General features: G+C 67.4%; 14 protein-coding genes and 1 tRNA gene. 9 read left to right on the top strand and 6 right to left on the bottom strand.

The features are described from left to right. Positions 1-2: 2 nt before the first annotated feature. Positions 3-1,472: an amidase gene (locus tag AWB95_RS10625; RefSeq protein WP_099539534.1), complete on the bottom strand. Its 1,470-nt coding sequence runs from the start codon at positions 1,470-1,472 to the stop codon at positions 3-5. Positions 1,473-1,522: 50 nt separating this feature from the next. On the opposite strand from AWB95_RS10625, the gene recO reads away from it, so the two are divergent. From recO to AWB95_RS10640, 3 genes are read left to right on the top strand one after another with little or no spacing between them, the layout of a single operon-like run. Further along, positions 1,523-2,338, top strand: a complete 816-nt coding sequence (gene recO, locus AWB95_RS10630; protein WP_085168175.1) for a DNA repair protein RecO — start codon at positions 1,523-1,525, stop codon at positions 2,336-2,338. Beyond that, positions 2,313-3,194: a decaprenyl diphosphate synthase gene (locus tag AWB95_RS10635; protein ID WP_062540819.1), complete on the top strand. Its 882-nt coding sequence runs from the start codon at positions 2,313-2,315 to the stop codon at positions 3,192-3,194. The genes recO and AWB95_RS10635 overlap by 26 nt, the downstream gene beginning before the upstream one ends. Then, the gene (locus AWB95_RS10640) at positions 3,194-3,586 is read left to right on the top strand and encodes a hypothetical protein (protein WP_062540820.1); all 393 of its coding nucleotides are present in this window, start codon (positions 3,194-3,196) and stop codon (positions 3,584-3,586) included. Before AWB95_RS10635 ends, AWB95_RS10640 begins: the two co-directional genes overlap by 1 nt. Here AWB95_RS10640 and AWB95_RS10645 read toward each other — a convergent pair. Together AWB95_RS10645 and AWB95_RS10650 are read right to left on the bottom strand one after the other, a co-directional pair. Next, positions 3,583-3,975, bottom strand: coding sequence for a Fur family transcriptional regulator (locus AWB95_RS10645; protein WP_062540821.1), 393 nt, complete (start codon positions 3,973-3,975; stop codon positions 3,583-3,585). The two genes, AWB95_RS10640 and AWB95_RS10645, sit on opposite strands and share 4 nt — an antisense overlap. Further along, positions 3,972-4,349, bottom strand: a complete 378-nt coding sequence (locus AWB95_RS10650) for an ArsR/SmtB family transcription factor (RefSeq protein WP_062540822.1) — start codon at positions 4,347-4,349, stop codon at positions 3,972-3,974. Before AWB95_RS10650 ends, AWB95_RS10645 begins: the two co-directional genes overlap by 4 nt. Positions 4,350-4,448: 99 nt before the next feature. Between AWB95_RS10650 and AWB95_RS10655 the strand changes: the two genes are divergently transcribed. Both AWB95_RS10655 and AWB95_RS10660 read left to right on the top strand, forming a co-directional pair. Further along, positions 4,449-5,840: a glycine--tRNA ligase gene (locus AWB95_RS10655; protein WP_099539535.1), complete on the top strand. Its 1,392-nt coding sequence runs from the start codon at positions 4,449-4,451 to the stop codon at positions 5,838-5,840. A gap of 136 nt (positions 5,841-5,976) precedes the next feature. Further along, a complete protein-coding gene (locus AWB95_RS10660) occupies positions 5,977-6,864 on the top strand; it encodes a type IV toxin-antitoxin system AbiEi family antitoxin (RefSeq protein WP_062540823.1) in 888 nt (295 codons plus the stop codon). 76 nt (positions 6,865-6,940) lie between these two features. Here AWB95_RS10660 and AWB95_RS10665 read toward each other — a convergent pair whose 3' ends face one another. Beyond that, complete coding sequence (locus AWB95_RS10665) at positions 6,941-8,932, bottom strand: TPM domain-containing protein (RefSeq protein ID WP_062540824.1); 1,992 nt, start codon at positions 8,930-8,932, stop codon at positions 6,941-6,943. A 48-nt stretch (positions 8,933-8,980) separates the two neighbouring features. Between AWB95_RS10665 and AWB95_RS10670 the strand changes: the two genes are divergently transcribed. Together AWB95_RS10670 and dnaG are read left to right on the top strand one after the other, a co-directional pair. Further along, positions 8,981-10,225, top strand: a complete 1,245-nt coding sequence (locus tag AWB95_RS10670) for a deoxyguanosinetriphosphate triphosphohydrolase (protein ID WP_062540825.1) — start codon at positions 8,981-8,983, stop codon at positions 10,223-10,225. Positions 10,226-10,333: 108 nt separating this feature from the next. Further along, on the top strand, positions 10,334-12,226 hold the full coding sequence (dnaG, locus tag AWB95_RS10675; protein ID WP_169714667.1) for a DNA primase: 1,893 nt from the start codon (positions 10,334-10,336) through the stop codon (positions 12,224-12,226). Positions 12,227-12,233: 7 nt separating this feature from the next. Here the strand turns inward: dnaG and AWB95_RS10680 are convergent, their stop codons facing one another. Beyond that, complete coding sequence (locus AWB95_RS10680) at positions 12,234-12,476, bottom strand: hypothetical protein (RefSeq protein WP_062541263.1); 243 nt, start codon at positions 12,474-12,476, stop codon at positions 12,234-12,236. A 130-nt stretch (positions 12,477-12,606) separates the two neighbouring features. Between AWB95_RS10680 and AWB95_RS10685 the strand changes: the two genes are divergently transcribed. After that, positions 12,607-12,682, top strand: a tRNA-Asn gene (locus AWB95_RS10685). A gap of 375 nt (positions 12,683-13,057) precedes the next feature. After that, positions 13,058-14,659: a hypothetical protein gene (locus AWB95_RS22985; RefSeq protein WP_139818480.1), complete on the top strand. Its 1,602-nt coding sequence runs from the start codon at positions 13,058-13,060 to the stop codon at positions 14,657-14,659. Between the two features lie 12 nt (positions 14,660-14,671). On the opposite strand, the gene AWB95_RS10690 is transcribed toward AWB95_RS22985, so the two are convergent. Further along, positions 14,672-18,778 carry a bifunctional nitrate reductase/sulfite reductase flavoprotein subunit alpha gene (locus AWB95_RS10690; protein ID WP_062541264.1) on the bottom strand — a complete coding sequence of 1,369 codons (4,107 nt, stop codon included), beginning with the start codon at positions 18,776-18,778 and terminating at the stop codon, positions 14,672-14,674. Positions 18,779-19,028 lie beyond the last annotated feature (250 nt).

A 19,028-nucleotide genomic window follows, 5' to 3' on the forward strand; every position in this document is an offset into this window, starting at 1 on the left:
CGTCACGTCCGGCCGCTGGACACCGGCGGCGTATCGGTGCCGGTGTTCCACCACACCTCCGGCTGCTTGGCGGCCCAGCCGCCGACCGCTTCCAATTCGGCGGCGAGCGACACCAACAACGGCTCGCTGTTCGCCGGTCCCATCAGTTGCACACCGATCGGCAGCCCCTCGGAAGTGAACCCCGCGGGGATGTTGATCGACGGCCAACCCAGCAGATTCCACGGCCAGGTCACCGGGCACGCCGCGATCATGACCCGGTCGGTCTGCAGCCCGCTCAGCCCGTCGAACGCGTGCACGGGAGGCGGTGGCTGTGCAGTGGTCGGCGCCAGCACCACGTCGACGAAGCGGAAGATCGAGCCCACCCGACGCTGGTCGGCCGCTTCGTGCGCACGGGCGGAGCGCAGAATCCACTGCGAGAGCAGCCGGCCCATCCGCATGTTGGCCACGGTGCGTTGATCCCATTCGACGCCGTCGCCCAGCCGCTCGGCCCAGTCCAGCAGTCCCGAAGTGGAGCGGGACAGGAAGTTCCACGACAACCGCAGCCCGTAATCCGGGTTGCCGACTATCACGCTGTGGCCGAGCAGCTGCAGTTGATCGGCCACGGATTGCACCGCGGCGCGGATCTCGGGATGCAGCTTGGCCGGAAAACCGGTGAACGGGAACTGGGTCGACATCGCGATCCGCAGTTCGCCGGGTGCCCTGCCCACGTGGTCGGACACCGTCACCGGCGGCGGCTTGTGCAGATCACTCTCGGCGTTGCCCGAGACGGCATCGAGCACCAGCGCCGCGTCCTCGACCGTGCGGGCCAGCACACCGTTGACCGTGATGCCGTTGAACGCCTCCGGCAGCGGCCAGGTCGAGATGCGGCCGCGCTGCGGCTTGATGCCCACCAGATGCGTCCACGCCGCCGGGATGCGGACACTGCCGGCGCCGTCGGAGCCGATCGCGGCGGCGACCAGGCCGGCGGCCACCGCCGCCGCGCTGCCGCCGGACGACCCACCCGGTGTGTGCTTGCGCGACCACGGATTGCGGGTGTGCCCGAATCCGGGACCGCTGGTGAACGGCCATTGGCCCAGCTCGCAGGTGTTGGTCTTCCCGACGATCACCGCGCCGGCCGCCTTGAGCCGGCGCACCACCTCGGCGTCGGCCGTCGCCGGTGGCACGTACCCCGACGTGCCGAAAAAGGTAGCGACGCCCGCAATGTCAGTGTCGTCCTTGACCGCGATCGGCACCCCCAACAGCGGTGCCTGGTCGCCGGCGGCGCGACGACGGTCGGCCTCGGCAGCATCTGCCAGCGCCGACTCGGTGAGCACCACCCGGAAGGCGTTCAGCGTGGACTGGCTGAGGTCGATCGCGTGCAGCGAGCGTCGCACCAGTTCGTCGGAGGTCACCTCGCCGTTGGCCAGCTGGTAGAGCTGCTCGGTCAGGGTAGGAAAACGGGGGTTAACGGTGTTACTCATCGTTATCGACATTATCGGCGCGCGATACCGGCGATGTCTCGGCGCGATGACAGACTGGTGTGATGCGGCTCTATCGGGACCGGGCGGTCGTGCTGCGCCAGCACAAGCTCGGCGAGGCCGACCGGATCGTCACCCTGCTCACCCGCGACCACGGACTGGTCCGTGCGGTGGCCAAGGGTGTGCGCCGCACCCGCAGCAAGTTCGGCGCGCGGCTGGAGCCGTTCGCCCACATCGACGTGCAGCTGCACCCGGGCCGCAACCTCGACATCGTCACCCAGGTCGTCTCCCTGGACGCATTCGCCACCGACATCGTCAGCGACTACGGCCGGTACACCTGCGCCTGCGCGATGCTGGAGACCGCCGAACGCCTGGCCGGTGAGGAACGGGCACCGGCCCCGGCGCTGCACCGGCTGACCGTCGGCGCGCTGCGCGCGGTCGCCGACGGACGACGCCCCCGCGAGCTGGTGCTGGACGCCTACCTGCTGCGCGCCATGGGGATCGCCGGTTGGGCGCCCGCGCTGACCGAGTGTGCCCGCTGCGCCACCCCCGGCCCGCACCGGGCGTTTCACGTCGCCGCGGGCGGCAGCGTCTGCGGGTTTTGCCGCCCGGCCGGCTCCACCACGCCGCCGATGGGTGTGCTCGAGCTGATGTCCGCGCTGCGCGACGGTGACTGGGAGGCGGCGGAGGCCGCGCCGCAAGCGCACCGCAGTCACGTCAGCGGATTGGTGGCCGCGCATCTGCAGTGGCATCTGGAGCGGCAGCTGCGAACATTGCCGCTGGTGGAGCGGGTCTACCGGGTTGATCGAACGGTCGCCGACCGCCGGATCTCGCTGGTCGGGCAGGATGTGCCCCATGGTGCGGACTCAGAAGCCGGCTGACTTCCCGCAACTGCCCCCGGCCCCCGACGACTACCCGACTTTCCCGGACACGTCCACCTGGCCTGTCGTCTTCCCGGAGCTGCCGCCGTCGCCCGACGGCGGTCCGTGCCGCCCTCCGCAGCACACGTCGAAAGCGGTCGCGCCGCGGATTCCGGCCGACCAATTGCCCCTGCACGTGGCCATCGTGATGGACGGCAACGGGCGCTGGGCCACGGCGCGCGGACTGCCGCGTGTCGAAGGCCACAAAATGGGGGAGGCCGTGGTGATCGACATTGTCTGTGGCGCAATCGAACTGGGCATCAAATGGCTGAGCCTGTACGCGTTTTCCACCGAGAACTGGAAGCGCTCCGCCGAGGAGGTCCGCTTCCTGATGGGCTTCAATCGCGACGTGGTGCGGCGCCGGCGGGTGAACCTCAAGGCGATGGGTGTGCGGATCCGGTGGGTCGGTTCGCGACCGCGGTTGTGGCGCAGCGTCATCAAGGAATTGGCCATCGCGGAGGAGATGACCCGCGACAACGACGTCATCACGGTCAACTACTGCGTCAACTACGGCGGGCGAACCGAAATCACCGAAGCAGCAAGGGATATCGCACGCGAAGCCGCCGCGGGCCGGTTGAAACCCGAGCGGATCACCGAGGCCACGATCGCCCGTCACATGCAGCGCCCCGACATCCCCGACGTCGACCTGTTGCTGCGGACCTCCGGCGAAAAGCGCTCCAGCAATTTCATGCTGTGGCAAGCGGCCTACGCCGAGTACATCTTTGACGACAAGCTGTGGCCCGATTACGACCGGCGCGATCTGTGGGCGGCCTGCGAGGAGTACGCATCGCGGCATCGTCGCTTCGGGAGCGCGTGATGCCGTCGTTGCAGGAACGGGTGGCGGCGGTGCTGGGCGAGATCCTGCCCGTCGAGGAAGAAGCCGACGGCGCGCTGACCATCCGCCACAACGGCACCTATGCGTCGTTGCGGGCGGTGAGCATCATCGAGGACCTCGACCTGATCTCGCTCACGCAGATCCTGGCGTGGGACCTGGTGCTCAACAAGAAGATTCGTGACCGTGTGGCCGACGCGGCGCACAACACGCTGCTGGGCTCGGTGGCGCTGGTGGAGAAGGACTCCGGCAAGTCCGCTGACGTGATGCTGCGCTACAACTTCCCGGGCAACGGCCTGACCGACGAGGCGCTGCGTACCCTGATTCTGATGGTGCTGGAGCGGGGTGCCGAAATCCGCCGCGCGCTAACCAGTTAGCTTCGGCAGGCCGCGCACGTGCCGAAGATCTCGATGGTATGGCTGACTTCGGAAAACCCGTGCTCGGCCGCAACCTGCGCCGCCCACTTTTCCACCTCGTTACCGCCGACCTCGACCGTGGACCCGCAGCCGCGGCACACCAAGTGGTGGTGATGGTGCTCCGAGCAGCGCCGGTAAACAGATTCGCCGGTGTCGGTGCGCAGCGTGTCGAGCAGTCCCGCCGCCGACATCGACTGCAGCGTGCGGTACACGGTCGTCAAGCCGATGTTCTCGCCGCGCCGGCGCAACTCGTCGTGCAACTCTTGGGCCGAGCGGAAGTCGTCGAGCGTGTCCAGCAGCGTCGAGATCGCCGCCCGCTGCCGGGTGGCGCGCACACTCGGGCCGGTCACGAGTTGTCCTCACCGGCGTGCGCCACGGCGTCGATCACGATGTGCGCGAGGTGGTGATCGGCAAGCCGGTAGAGCACTTCGCGGCCCGAACGCTCCCCGGCCACCACGCCCGCCGCTTTGAGGATCTTCAGATGCTGGCTGACCAGCGGCTGCGGCACACCCAGCGCGTCGACCAACTCGTGCACGCAGCGCTGGGATTCGCGCAACTGCAGCACGATCGCGATCCGTACCGGCGCGGCGAGCGCGCGCAGCAGCTCGCCGGCGGCGTCGAGAATCTCCCGCGGGGGTGGCGGCGGAAACGCGGCCGATCCGCTGTGCTCGTGGCCTTCGACGAGCTCGTCGCCGTCGGCGGCCGTTGACGAGGTGGGGGACATGTTGCCTCCACTGTCACATGCGTAATGACGCATGTCAAAGAATCCCGGGTCGCTCGCTACGATGACGGTGCTCACCGCCCCCTCATCCGTAGACAAGGAGTGCACCACCTCGTGGCGTCCGTCATCGACACCGTCGTCAACCTGGCCAAACGGCGGGGGCTGGTCTATCCCTCCGGGGAGATCTACGGCGGCACCAAATCGGCGTGGGACTACGGGCCGTTGGGGGTGGAACTCAAGGAGAACATCAAACGGCAGTGGTGGAAATCGGTCGTGACGGCCCGAGACGATGTTGTAGGCCTGGATTCGTCGATCATCTTGCCGCGCGAGGTCTGGGTTGCCTCCGGGCATGTCGAGGTGTTCCACGATCCGCTGGTCGAGTCGCTGATCACCCACAAGCGCTACCGCGCCGACCACCTCATCGAGGCCTACGAGCAAAAGCACGGGCATCCGCCGCCCAACGGCCTGGCGGACATTCGCGACCCGGAGACCGGCGAGCCCGGCCAGTGGACCGAGCCGCGCGAGTTCAACATGATGCTCAAAACCTATCTCGGCCCGATCGAAACCGAGGAGGGGTTGCATTACCTGCGGCCGGAGACCGCGCAAGGCATCTTCGTCAACTTCGCCAACGTGGTGACGACGGCGCGTAAGAAGCCGCCGTTCGGTATCGGGCAGATCGGCAAGAGCTTTCGCAACGAAATCACCCCGGGCAACTTCATCTTCCGCACCCGAGAGTTCGAGCAGATGGAGATGGAGTTCTTCGTCGAGCCGTCGACCGCGCCGGAGTGGCACCAGTATTGGATCGACACCCGGCTGCAGTGGTACATCGACCTCGGCCTCAACGCCGAGAATCTGCGGCTGTGGGAGCATCCCAAGGACAAGCTGTCGCACTACTCCGACCGCACAGTGGACATCGAGTACAAGTTCGGCTTCCAGGGCAACCCGTGGGGCGAGCTGGAGGGTGTGGCCAACCGTACCGACTTCGACTTGTCCACGCACTCAAAGCATTCCGGTGTCGACCTGTCGTACTACGACCAGGCTAGCGACACCCGGTACGTGCCGTATGTGATCGAGCCGGCGGCGGGGCTGACCCGCTCGTTCATGGCGTTTCTGATCGACGCCTACAGCGAGGACGAGGCGCCCAACGCCAAGGGCGGGATGGACAAGCGAACGGTGCTGCGGCTGGATCCGCGGCTGGCGCCGGTCAAGGCCGCGGTGTTGCCGTTGTCGCGGCACGCCGATCTGAGTCCCAAGGCGCGCGACCTGGCCGCCGAGTTGCGGCAGTGGTGGAACGTCGAGTTCGACGATGCCGGCGCGATCGGGCGCCGCTACCGCCGTCAAGACGAGATCGGCACGCCGTTCTGTGTGACGGTGGACTTCGACACCCTCGACGACCAGGCCGTGACCGTGCGCGAGCGCGACGCGATGACCCAGGAGCGGGTGGCAATCGACGCCGTCGCCGACTACCTGGCCAAGCGCCTCAAAGGCTGCTAGCCCCTTCTTGGGCGAGCCCTGTTGCGCGAGCGTGCGTGTCCGCGGCCGACACGCCGAGCAATTTTCGTAGATCTCGCACGCTCGCCATCCACAGGCCTGGCTACCGCGGTAGTCGCGGCGCCTGCACGATCCAGCGATGCCCAACGACCTGGACACCCTCCTATCGAACCAAGGCGGAGTGGCGACTACTGCCCAATTGCTGCGACACCTCGGGCGCGCCGGATTCGAAGCGCGCGTTGCCCGCGGGGAACTCGCCTCCGTGTGGACGGGGGTCTACGCCCGGGAAGATCCCGACACCTTGATCAGGTTGTGCGGCCTGGACCTGCGCGCCGGTGAGAGAGTCGCGATCTGTCTCGGAACAGCCGCCCGCGCTTACGGATTCGACACTGAAGATAGCATCGACCTCCACGTCCTGAACCCCGTCGGCCATCAGCTACGCAACTCCGACGGCCTGTTGGTGCACCGCCGCGAGGGAGCGCCGCTGAGCATGGTCGACGGCAGACCGGCGACCGAACCGGGTTGGACCGCAGTGGAAGTCGCACGTAGCCTGCGTCGCCCGCGCGCGCTGGCAACGCTGGACGCCGCCCTGCGCAGCGGTACATGCGATCGGCGCCAGCTACGCGCGGCGGCTGCCCGTCAGGCCGGACGACGCGGAATCGTGAAAGTGCGGGAGCTGATCCCACTGGCCGCCGCTGAATCGGAATCGCCGATGGAAAGCGAGGCGCGGCTGGCGATGCTCGACGGTGGGCTTCCTCCCCCGGTGCTGCAATACGAGATCGTCGACCGCAACTGGCAGACGTGGCGGGTCGACTTCGCCTGGCCCGACCGCCGGGTGGCTGTCGAGTATGACGGGTTCGACTGGCACAGCGGTCCCGAAGACCTGCGCCGTGATCGGCAAAAGCGTACTGCGCTGCAAGAAGTCGGTTGGACCGCGCTGTCGATTGTGGCCGACGATGTACGGCGCCGTTCTTGGCAGATGGTGCAACGGATCGAATGGGAGTTGGCCCGCTCGCGAGCGGCGTGAACGTGCGCAAACCCGGCGATAACGTCGGCGTGTCGACCGGGGACACGCACGCTCGCGGCAAGGAGGGGCGCCCGCGCTAGAACCGGCCGCCGCCGCCCATGAAGCCGCCGTCAGACGAACCACCGAAAGACGTTGGGCCCCAGCCACTATCGCCCCAGCCACCGCCCCAGCCGCCGTAACCGCCGCGCATCGCCCCGCCGAGCAGGTCGCCGATGATGATCCCGCCCATCATTGCGCCCATGTCGTTGCCACCGTATCGCCCGGCGTAGGCGCGCTGAACCGACTGGACATCGTCGTGGGCCAGCGACTGCGCCTGAGCCGCCAGCGCCGCGGCGCTATTGGCGTGGGCGATCGCGTCGCTGACATCGGTCCGTCGTTTATCTTGTGCCGCTTGTAATTGCCGGTTTGCCTCGGCGAGTCGGGTACGCGCTTCCGGGCCAATGCTGCCGCGGCGGGTGTCGACGAATTCGGACACCGCCCGCACCCGCGATTGAGCGGTGAACAACGCCTGTTCCAGTGTGCGGTTGAGCCGTTCGGCGGTGGCCTGCTCTTCGGCGACGGTGTCCAGCAGCCGATCCAGATCGGCGTCCGCCTTGGTCAACTGGGTGAACGCGCCGAGCGGATCGGTTGAGCCCGCGGTGCGGGCGGCGTCGACGGCCTTCACCGCGGCATCGCGCGCACCGGCCAGTTCGCGGGCGTGCGGCGCCTTGAGGTTCTGGGCCAGGTGCGTGTTGGCCTGTTCGATACCGGCCTGGACGTCGGCGATCAGCGACGGCAAGGTGGCGACGGCGTGGTGGATGTCGCTCTCGGCGCTGTCGACGGCGTCGAGCAGTGCGCGGGCCTGCCGCAGCGACGACTCGGCGGCGCGGACGGCGTCGACCAGGCCGGTCTGCGTGTCGCTGATCGGTCGCGCCGTCAGGTCGCGCGCCCGGGTGATGTTCTGCTCGGCGAAGGCCAGCCGCTCTTTGGCCGAGGCGACGTTGCCGGACACCGAAGTCAGTGCGGCGGCGTCGAATTCGTTGTGCAGTGCGGCTAATCGCTGCTCGGCGGGTGAAATCCGCGCGGTCAGCTCAACCAACTGCTGGGTGAGCCCGTCGAGCCGCGTGGGCGCGTTGATCAGCAGGTCGCGCAATTGCTCGAAAGCTTCGCGCTGCTCTTCGAGTTCGCGATCGGCCCGGGCCGCCGAGACGATCACCCGGGTCAGCAGCTCCTGCCGTTGAGCCGGCGTTTCCGGTATTGCGTCGTCGAGTTGCTGGCGGACGGAAAAAGCCTGCGCCAAAGCCTGTTTCGCCTTGTCCACGGCACGGGTGAAAGGCTCGGTGCGCTGTTCGCCGAATTCCTCGACCGCCAGCGCCAGCTCGTTGGTGCTGGTGCGCAGCGCGTTGTCGACGTTGACCACCATCGACCGCGACAAGTCGTCGAGGGCGCCCAACGGCACGGCGGCCAACGCGTCGGGGTCGGTCGGATCGACGCGTCGGGCCGCCTCCAACTCGGCGGCGCGGCGGCGCCGCCGCCGATACCGCATCACCAGCAGCAAGGCCAGGACCGCGATCACGACCACGCCGAGCGCGATCAACAGCGGCGCCCAATTCGGCGAGCCCGGCGCGGGGTTGAGCCCGTTGGCCGCGGCAACCGCCGCGCCGCTCCAGTCGCCGCGGTGCAGCGCGGGCTCAATCTGGTTGCGCCGCAAGTCGTCGACCTGGCTGGAGCTGACGCTTTTGACGCTCGACGGCACCAAAAACGCGTACGCGTGGTCGACCGTTGCCACCGCCAGCAGCGCATCGTTGCCGTCCAAGTCGCTGGCGCGCCACGTGTTCTGGGCCCAGTTCATCGGCGGCTGACCAGAGAAGTCGTCGACGTAGACCACCCACAGCCGGATGTGGCGGTCGCCGTAGAGCTTGTTCACGGCCGACCCGACCGCGCCGCGACCCGAGCCGCTCAACGCGCCTGCCTTGTCGGTGAGGTAACCGGAGAGCCGGAAGGGCGGCTCCGCGGCGGCCGACGGCGCCAGCAGCACTCCGGTGGTCAGGGTCGCCAGCAACACGGCCAGCAGGCGGACAACGCGCATGCTCGCCAATCTAATGCTGGCTGGACTGTGCTGGCAGACTGAGCGTCGATGACCCCGCAGGATCCCTACAGCGAGTTCGACCGTGAGCGGTTGGTGCCCGAAGCACCGAAGACCGCCGGCTTGCCGGGCACCGAGGGCCAGCACCGCACCGACTTCGCCCGGGACCGCGCCCGGGTGCTGCACAGCGCCGCGCTGCGCCGGCTCGCCGACAAGACACAGGTTGTCGGGCCCCGGGAAAGTGAAACCCCGCGAACCCGGCTGACCCACTCGCTGGAGGTCGCCCAGATCGGGCGGGGGATGGCGATCGGGCTGGGCTGCGACCCGGACCTGGTCGACATGGCCGGCTTGGCGCACGACATCGGGCATCCGCCCTACGGGCACAACGGGGAACAGGCGCTCGACGACGTTGCCGCCTCGTGCGGCGGCTTCGAAGGCAACGCACAGAACTTCCGGATCTTGACCAGCCTCGAGCCCAAAGTCCTTGACTCGCAAGGGCGTAGCGCCGGGCTGAACCTGACCCGGGCCGCATTGGACGCGGTGACCAAGTACCCGTGGACCCGCGGCAACCGCAGACGCAAGTTCGGTTTCTACGACGTCGACGGCGAGCCGGCCGCCTGGGTGCGACAGGGTGCGCCGACCGAGCGGGCCTGCCTGGAAGCGCAGGTGATGGATTGGGCCGACGATGTCGCGTATTCGGTGCACGACGTCGAGGACGGCGTTGTCTCCGGCCGCATCGACCTGCGGGTGCTCGCCGACGACGACGAGGCCGCCACGCTGGCCAAGCTGGGGGAGCGCGAATTGGCCAAGGTGGGTGCGGACGATCTGATGGCCGCCGCGCAGCGGCTGTCGGGGCTGCCGGTGGTCGCCGCGGTGGGCAAGTATGACGGGACCCTGGCGGCGTCGGTGGCGCTCAAAAGGTTGACCAGCGAGCTGGTGGGCCGGTTCGCTTCGGCGGCAATCGCGGCCACCCGGGCGGCGGCGGGACCCGGCCCGCTGGCCCGCTATCGGGCAGAACTGCACGTGCCCGAGCTGGTCCGCGCCGAAGTCGCGGTGCTGAAGATCCTGGCGTTGCAGTTCATCATGTCCGACCCACGGCATCTGGAAATGCAGGTCGCCCAGCGGGAGCGGATTCACCGGGTGGCGCAATGGCTGCTGGCGGGCGCACCGAGAACCCTCGACCCGGTGTTCGTGCCGGCGTTCAACACCGCCGCCGACGACGCCGCCCGGCTGCGGGTCATCGTCGACCAGATCGCCTCGTATACCGAAGGACGGCTCGAACGGATCGAGGCGTAACACCTTTCCGGGCGAGCGTGCGTGTTTGTACACGACACGCCGAAGAAACGTGTGCAACTGTGCACGCTCGCGGGGATGGGAATAGTGGATGCGCTCTACACTGACCCGATGGCCGGCCGTATCTCCGATCGCGATATCGCCGCCATCCGTGAACGAGTCCGCATCGACGAGGTCGTCGGCGACTACGTCCAGCTGCGCCGCGCCGGTGCCGACTCGCTGAAGGGGCTCTGCCCATTCCACGACGAGAAGTCGCCGTCCTTCCACGTGCGGCCCAACCATGGCCACTTCCACTGCTTCGGCTGCGGCGAGGGCGGCGACGTCTACGCGTTCGTCCAGAAGATCGAGCACGTCAACTTCGTCGAGGCCGTCGAACTGCTGGCCGACCGGATCGGCTACACGATCACCTACACCGGCGCGGCCACTAGCGTGCAGCGTGACCGCGGCAGCCGCAGCAGACTCATCGCCGCCAACGCCGCCGCCGCGCAGTTCTACGCCGAAGCCCTGGAGTCGACGGAGGCTGCGCCTGCTCGGCAGTATCTGACCGAGCGGAACTTCGACGCCGACGCCGCCCGCCACTTCGGCTGCGGGTTCGCGCCGTCTGGCTGGGACGCGTTGACAAAACACTTGCTGCGCAAGGGCTTTGAGTTCAAGGAGCTGGAGGCCGCGGGGCTGTCGCGGGAAGGTCGCCGCGGCCCGATCGACCGCTTTCACCGGCGGCTGCTGTGGCCGATCCGCAGCGCGGCCGGCGAGGTGATCGGGTTCGGCGCGCGGCGCCTGTTCGACGACGACCCGATGGAGGCCAAGTACGTCAACACGCCCGAGACGCTGCTGTACAAGAAGTCGTCGGCGCTGTTCGGCCTCGACCTGGCCAAGCGCGACATCGCCAAGGGGCATCAGGCCGTCGTCGTCGAGGGCTACACCGACGTGATGGCGATGCATCTGGCCGGCGTGACGACGGCCGTCGCGTCCTGCGGCACCGCGTTCGGAGACGAGCATCTGTCGATGCTGCGCCGACTGATGATGGACGACAACTTCTTTCGCGGCGAACTGATCTACGTGTTCGACGGCGACGAGGCGGGCCGGGGCGCCGCGCTCAAGGCGTTCGGGGGTGAACAGCACCTGGCGGGCCAGTCGTTCGTGGCGGTGGCCGCGGACGGCATGGACCCCTGCGACCTGCGGTTGGCCCACGGCGACGGCGCATTGCGCGACCTGGTGGCACGCCGAACTCCGTTGTTTGAGTTCGCGATCCGCAGCGCGCTGGCCGAAGTCGACCTGGACAGCGCCGAGGGCCGGGTGGCCGCCCTGCGGCGCTGCGTGCCGATGGTCGCCCAGATCAAAGAACCGATGCTGCGCGACGAGTACGCGCGCCGGCTCGCGGGCTGGGTCGGCTGGGCGGATATGGCGCAGGTGGTCGGCCGGGTGCGCGAGGAGGCCAAAGGGGGCGGCCGGGGGAAGCCCCGTCGCACCGCAACCGCCGCCGACACCGCCGAGCCCGCCGCACTACGGCCCGATCCCCGCGACCCGACGCTGTGGCCCCAGCGTGAGGCGCTCAAGTCGGCGTTGCAGTATCCGGCGCTGGCGGGCCCGGTCTTCGACGCGCTGACCGTCGAGAGCTTCACCCACCCCGGCTATGCCGCCGTACGCAGGGCTATCGACGCGGCCGGCGGCACCGGCGCCGGCATCACCGGCGGGCAGTGGCTGGACGCGGTGCGCCAAAAGGCCCCGTCACCGGCGGCTGCCGGGCTGATCAGCGAGCTGGGCGTGGAGGCAATCCGGGTCGACGACGACGACAAACTGCCCCGCTACATCGCCGGGGTGCTGGCCCGGCTACAGGAGGTCTGGGTGGGCCGCCAGATTGCCGAGGTCAAGTCCAAGCTGCAGCGGATGTCACCGGTGGAGCAGGGCGACGAGTATCACGCGCTGTTCGGTGACCTGGTTGCGATGGAGGCCTATCGGCGCAGCCTGCTCGAGCAGGCCAGCGGCGACGACCTGACCGCCTAGCAGCGGGCTAGCGAGCGTTCCGTTGAGGCTCGACGACGCTGGTCGCCTCGTCGATCTCGGTCAACGTCACCATCCGCGCGTCGGGTGAGACCCGGTTGGCGATCTTGCGGCGCCCCGCCTCGATCACCGATTTGGCGGCGGGACTGCTGGTCAGGGCGCGGTAGGTGCCGACGATCTGCTCGTAGCGGCGGCGGCCGGCCTTAGCGCCCAACACGTAACCCAGTCCCAGCACGACGAAATACCGGATCAAAGCGGCCCCCTCCAGAAAACGGTGCGTGGCTCCATCCTGCCTCACGTGTCCAGACCGGCGCCCGGCGGCGGCGGTGACTTGGCGAAGCCGAGGGCCCGTAAGCTAGAGTCATCCCTCGTCGTACGGGCAGTCCCCTGTAGCTCAACTGGCAGAGCATTCGGCTGTTAACCGAAGGGTTGGTGGTTCGAGTCCACCCGGGGGAGCCACTGAAGGGGAGCCACTGAAGGCCCGCGTTGTAGCTGGATCCACATCGCGTTCCGACCGCACCGATGTTGTCGGTGGTTACTGCCAGCATGTGGTGCATGAGCAGACCTGCGCGGTTACGGCGGATTGCTGAGCCGATGGTGGCGGCAGCCCCGAGCGGTGTGCGCATTCGTACCAGAATTCACGTGAGCGCGGACGAGGCTGTGGCTTTGACCACAATCGGGGCATTCCTCGGGTCCGTCTATCGAGCTGAGTTGGCGGGCCGCATCCGCTGCGGTGTCCTAGATGGTGCTGCCCGAGCGGCTTGGCGGGCCGGGCGTAAGCGCGCAGTCACCGCTGTGTCCTCTTCGCGATGGGCCGGGACGATTACCCGGGCCGTGGAGGACCAGTTTCAGTTGGGGATGCGGGGTTTGATAGCCCATGTCGCGGACCTTAAAGCGGCGGTGAGCGTGTTGTCTGAGCGGTGCGCGCTGAACCCCGGTGAACGCAGCACCGCAGAGCTGGATCATGCTCGTATCGCGTCGGCTCGCCGGAGTGGTGTGCGGAGGGGTTATCGCAGCAAGGCGGAGCGGTTCACCAAGACACGCCGACTCGCTGTACTGCGGCAACGTCTGCACGCCGCGGAGGAGGCATTGGCAGCGGGTCGCCCCTCGATTGTGGTTGGCGGCAAACGCCTCTGGCGCCAGCGCCACAATCTTGTTCACTCCGACTTGGCTGAGCTGCAATGGCGACAGCAATGGGATGCGGCCCGGATGTTCATCACCGCCGACGGCGAGGCGGGCAAGATCGGGGGCAACGAGACGATCCGCGTCGATCCGGAAGGCTGCCTGCGGATCAAGGTCCCCGCGGCATTGACCGCGGAATTTGGCTCGCATGTGGTGATCGAACAGCCGGTGCATTTTGCTTACGGCGGCGATGAATGGGCTGAGCGGGTAGCAGCCCGGCAGGCAGTGCGCTACGACGTCCATTTGGATACCAAAAGAGGCCGCTGGTATTTGGACGCCTCGTGGAGGACAAGTCCCAAACCGGTACCCGGCCTCGAGGAACTGCGTTCCGAACGCGTGCTAGGGGTGGATTTAAACGCTGACCATTTGGCCTGCTGTGTGCTCGACGCGTCGGGCAACCCGATTGGAGGACCGAACAGCATCGAGGTCGTTACCTTGGGGCTCACCGGATTTCACCGCGACGGGCGCGTGCGCGCCGCCGTCGTCACACTTCTGAATTTGGCCCAGCAGCACAATTGCCGTGCAGTCGTGATTGAGAACCTTGACTTCAACGACAGCCGAGCCACTGGCCGCGAAACCCTAGGGCGGGGAAAGCGCGGAAAACGGTTGCGGCGCACCGTGGCCGGTATCCCTACCGCCAAGTTCCGCAGACGGCTGATTGGCATGGCGGCCCGCCGGGGCATCTACGTGATCGGGGTCGATGCGGCCTACACCAGCCGCTGGGGAGCCCAGCATTGGATCCAACCCTTGCGGCAGCAGACTTCCGACCCGGCTACCGTCACTTCCCATCATGGGGCGGCGGTCGCGATCGGGAGGCGTGGTCTCGGATTGGCGATCCGGCGACGACCGGCAGGGCCCCGCACCGGACAGAGGACCGATGCGGGCAAACCACCGGCCAGGACAAGCCGTCATCTGAGCACCACGCGGCGGTACGGCAGTTCTGACCCACCGGCACGCCCACAGCGAGGTGTAGCGGTCCGTCGGAAAACACCTATCGCATGCGGAGAACGCCCACGCGCCCCAGGCCGCGGGCCGAACGTAGAGCTTCACCGGGTCGGGGCGGTTGTGGAAAATGGCCGGGATAGCGACGGCGCGATCGATGGTCGCCGACGTGCTCATCTCGTGGGCGATCCGCTCGACGTTCGCCGACTTGTGCAATTCGTAGGTCAGCGACTCGTGGGGCGTTCCTTGCAGCGCGAGGAACCACGCCATCTGGCTACTCCCTTGCTCCGTGTGACAACCACGCCAGCTTAGGAGATAGCTATCTCAATAGACGTCGCGCTGGTAGCGCTTCTCGGCGGAGAGGTTCCGCACGTAAGCATTGGCGGCCTCGGCGTCCAGTGCGCCGTGGCATTCCACGATGTCATGGACCGCGCGGTCGACTTCCTTGGCCATCTGATGGGCGTCGCCGCAGACGTAGAGGTGCGCGCCGGCCTGCAGCCACCGCCATATTTCTGCCCCGCGCCGGCGCATCAGGTCCTGCACGTAGACCTTCTCCGGCTGATCACGCGAGAACGCCAGGTCGAGTTCGCTGAGGAAACCGTCGGCGTGCATCGCCTCGATCTCATCGCGGTAGTAGAAGTCGCTGGCGGCGTTGCGTTCTCCGAAGAACAACCAGTTCGGCCCGGGGTGGCCCAGCACGCGGCGCCGATGCAGGAAACTGCGGAACGGTGCAATCCCGGTCCCGGGGCCGATCATGATCATCGGTGCGTCCGGATCGGTTGGCGGCCGGAAGTGGTTAGCCTGCTGCACGAAAATCCCGATCTCGTCGCCGTCGGCGTGATCGGCCAGGTACGTCGAGCACACCCCGCCCCGTGGGACACCCTCACACTCGTAACGTACGGCGCTGACGGTCAGGTGCACCTCCCGAGGATTGTCGACGGACGCTGAGGAGATCGAATACAGCCGCGGTGCAAGCGGTTTGAGCACCGACAACCATTCGTCAACAGATGCCTTCACGGGGGATTGGGCCAGCACGTCCACGGTTTGCCGGCCCCACATCCAGTCGGCGAGCGCCGTCTTGTTCTCCGGCTTCACCAAGGCCGCCAACTCGGCGTTGCCGCTGCGTTGGGCGACGAACCGCAGCAGGTCGCCTGTGATGCGGGCGATCTCGAATCGTTCGGTGAGGGCAGTGCGCAGGCGCATCGACCCATGGTTGGGTACCTCGACGGTGGTGTTCCCGTCCAGGCCGGTGACCTCCAGCCACTCGTCGACGAGCGCGGGGTTGTTGCGCGGCCACACCCCCAGGGCGTCACCGGCGTGATAGGTCAGCGTGCCCTCGGGCAAATCGAACGCAAACTGACGCACTTCCTTGGTCGAACCGGCGCCGCTGAGAAGGGTATTGCGCACCAGTCGCGTGCTCAGCGGCCGCTTGCGGCTGTAGAGCTGCGGTTCCGGTTTGGCCGGCGCGACGATGGCGGTGGTGCTCACGGGCGCGGTAGCACCACCGCCGACGAGCATCGGCGTTTTGGTCAGGACTTCGCGGACCGCGGTCAGCCATCCGGCGGCGGCCTCCTCGTAGTCGGGTTCGCAGTCGACACGGTCAAGCATGCGGGCGCCGCCCAGTTCGGCCAGGCGTGCATCGACATTGCGGCCGTAACCACAAAAGTCGGCGTAGCTCGAATCGCCGAAAGCCAGGACTGCATAACGGGTGTCGACAAGCCGGGGAGCGTCGTCTGCCGACAGCTTCTCCCAGAATGCGGTGCCGTTATCGGGTGGTTCCCCGTCGCCGGTGGTGCTGGTGATGACCAGCAGCTCCCTGGTTGTCGCCAGGTCGGCCCTCGGGAATTGATCCATGGCGTGCAGTGCAACGGGGAATCCGGCCGCGCCGAGTTGTGCGGCGCATTCGGCGGCGAACTGCTCGGCGTTGCCGGTTTGCGACGCCCACAACAGCACGACCGGGTCACGCTCTGGCGCAGGGCTTTTGGGGGTAACCGGGTCGGCGGGGCGGGCATCCTGACCGCCCGGTATCGGGCTGCGGGAGAAGAGGCCCGCCATCACACCGTCCACCCACATCCGCTTGCCCGGCTCGAACGGCGCGCTCAGCGGCAGAGTCGGCACCCCGGGCGTGCGGCGCCCGGCCTCGGTTCGCAGCGCGGTCACCAGACCGGCGAGGTAGCGGCGTTCCAGCTCATCGAACTCGATCGCGAATTCCTCAGTCTGGCCGAGGAGTTCGGAGAGGGCGTCCACCTGCGACAAGCTGAGCTCCTCCGTGGGCGGCGTATCGACTGACGCTGGATTACGATGGTCGGGGCCCGCGGCGACTTTCGTCAGGGTGACTGCACAGGCCTTGTACTCCGGTTGCTGCGAGACTGGGTCGACAGCGTCGTTGGTGACGGCATTGATCGACAGGTATTCACCGAACGCGTCGTTCCAGTGAAACGGCGCAAAGCAGTTGCCCGGCCGGACCCGGTCGCTGATCACCGCCGGCAACACGGCACGGCCACGGCGTGAAGCGATTTCGACCGGATCGTCGTCGCCGATGTCCAGCCGGGCGGCATCGTGGGGATGGATTTCGACGAACGGGCCGGGATTGAGTTTGTTGAGCTTGGCGACCTTGCCGGTCTTGGTCATCGTGTGCCATTGGTGCGGCAGACGCCCGGTGTTGAGCAGGAAAGGGTAGTCGTCGTCGGGCATCTCGTCGGGCTGCAAGTGCGGCCGGGCGAAGAACATCGCGCGTCCGCTGGGCGTCGGAAATGCCAGGCGCGGCACACTGTCGTCGTCTCGCACAAGCTGCGTCTGACTCCCACCGTCGTTGACGTAGCGGATGGGGTTGCGGTCATTCGTGCTGCCGGGCGGGCAGGGCCACTGCACCGGGGTCTGCCGCAGTCGGTCGTAACTGATGCCGCGCAGGTCGTAGCCGGTCGCCGGATTCCAGAATCGCTTGATCTCCTCGAACACGTCCTCGGCGCAGTCATAGCTGAACGCCTCGGCATATCCCATTTCGCAGGCGATTCGGGCGACGATGCGCCAGTCCGGCAACGCCTGCCCCGGCGGTTCGAGCGCCTGCTGAAACAGGGTGAGGTTGCGTTCGGAGTTGACCATCACGCCGTCGCATTCGGTCCACAGCGCCGCCGGTAACAGCACGTCGGCATACTCGTTGGTCTCGGTGTCCAGAAATGCGTCCTGGGTGATCACCAGCTCGGCCTTTTCCAGACCCTCCAGCACGGTCTTCCGATTAGCCACGGTGGCAACCGGATTGGTGCAGATGATCCAGCACGCCTTGATCTGCCCGTCGGCCATGCGCGAGAACATGTCGATGGTGCCGCCACCCACCTCGGTGCGCAGCGTGCCGCGGGGCACGCCCCAGACAGCCTCGACGAATGCGCGGTCCTCCTCGGACGTCACCGATCGCTGACCGGGCAAACCCGGTCCCATGTAGCCCATTTCGCGGCCGCCCATCGCATTGGGCTGGCCGGTCAGGGAAAACGGGCCACTGCCGGGTTTGCAGATGGCGCCGGTGGCCAAATGCAGGTTGCACACCGCGTTGGTGTTCCAGGTGCCGTGCGTGCTCTGGTTGAGGCCCATGGTCCAGCAGCTCATCCAGTTGGCGGCCTCGCCGATCCAGCGGGCGGCCGTGCGGATGTCCGCCTCGGGGATACCGGTGATTTCGCTGACCACGTCGGGCGGAAACTGCTGCAGGAAGCTCGGCATCACCTCCCAGCCTTCGGTGAACTCGGCGATGAATTCGCCGTCGATGTGACAATTTTCGACGATCAGGTGCAGCAGTCCGTTGAGCAGCGCCAGGTCGGTGCCGGGCGCGATCTGCAGGAACAGGTCTGCCTTCTCGGCGGTCGCGGTGCGCCGCGGGTCGACGACGATCAGTTTGGCGCCGGCCTTGACGCGGTCCATCATCCGCAGAAATAGGATCGGGTGACAGTCGGCCATATTCGCGCCGATGACGAAGAAAAGGTCGGCGCGATCGAAATCCTGGTATGAGCCGGGCGGCCCGTCGGCGCCCAGGGACAGCTTGTAACCGGAACCGGCGCTGGCCATGCACAGCCGCGAGTTGGACTCGATCTGGTTTGTGCCGATGAAGCCCTTGGCCAGCTTGTTCGCCAAGTACTGGGCCTCCAGCGACATCTGCCCCGACACGTACAGCGCGACGGCGTCGGGCCCGTGTTGGTCAACGATCGCCCGGAGTCGCTGCGCGCATTGGGTGATCGCGGCGTCGACGTCGGTGGGCTCGATCGGCTCGTCGCGGTGGGGCCGCCGGTACGCCGAGTCCATGCGGCCCGGCGCGGCAAGCATCTCCGCGGTGGTTGCGCCCTTGGTGCACAACCGGCCGAAGTTGGTCGGATGTGTCTTCTGCCCGGTCGATTTGGCCACCCGTCGCTGCCCGCTGTGCGGATCCGTGTCGACCTGCAAGACCATGCCGCATCCCACACCGCAGTAGGCGCACAAACTGTCGACAGTGTCCGACCCCACGCGGCGCGTCCTCCTCGATGTGCAAGCGGCAGCTGCGCACCAGCGTGCAGCGGGGTTGTTTCGAGATCGGTGAGGCGAGGTTGCGCAGGTTTTACGGCTTTCTCGCCGGCACGGCAGCACCGTGGTGATCGGCACGAAACTGCGAGTTAACCCCCGCCGAGCGGGTGCGTAATCAACCTACCGCCGAGGTGGGCTC

The organism is Mycobacterium celatum (assembly GCF_002101595.1).
Taxonomy (GTDB): domain Bacteria; phylum Actinomycetota; class Actinomycetes; order Mycobacteriales; family Mycobacteriaceae; genus Mycobacterium; species Mycobacterium celatum.

Bases quoted from the DNA above. Each gene is read 5' to 3' on its own strand.
- AWB95_RS10625 (WP_099539534.1), bottom strand. From the start codon at position 1,472: ATGTCGATAACGATGAGTAACACCGTTAACCCCCGTTTTCCTACCCTG.
- recO (WP_085168175.1), top strand. From the start codon at position 1,523: ATGCGGCTCTATCGGGACCGGGCGGTCGTGCTGCGCCAGCACAAGCTC.
- AWB95_RS10635 (WP_062540819.1), top strand. From the start codon at position 2,313: ATGGTGCGGACTCAGAAGCCGGCTGACTTCCCGCAACTGCCCCCGGCC.
- AWB95_RS10640 (WP_062540820.1), top strand. From the start codon at position 3,194: ATGCCGTCGTTGCAGGAACGGGTGGCGGCGGTGCTGGGCGAGATCCTG.
- AWB95_RS10650 (WP_062540822.1), bottom strand. From the start codon at position 4,349: ATGTCCCCCACCTCGTCAACGGCCGCCGACGGCGACGAGCTCGTCGAA.
- AWB95_RS10660 (WP_062540823.1), top strand. From the start codon at position 5,977: ATGCCCAACGACCTGGACACCCTCCTATCGAACCAAGGCGGAGTGGCG.
- AWB95_RS10665 (WP_062540824.1), bottom strand. From the start codon at position 8,932: ATGCGCGTTGTCCGCCTGCTGGCCGTGTTGCTGGCGACCCTGACCACC.
- AWB95_RS10670 (WP_062540825.1), top strand. From the start codon at position 8,981: ATGACCCCGCAGGATCCCTACAGCGAGTTCGACCGTGAGCGGTTGGTG.
- dnaG (WP_169714667.1), top strand. From the start codon at position 10,334: ATGGCCGGCCGTATCTCCGATCGCGATATCGCCGCCATCCGTGAACGA.
- AWB95_RS10690 (WP_062541264.1), bottom strand. From the start codon at position 18,778: ATGGTCTTGCAGGTCGACACGGATCCGCACAGCGGGCAGCGACGGGTG.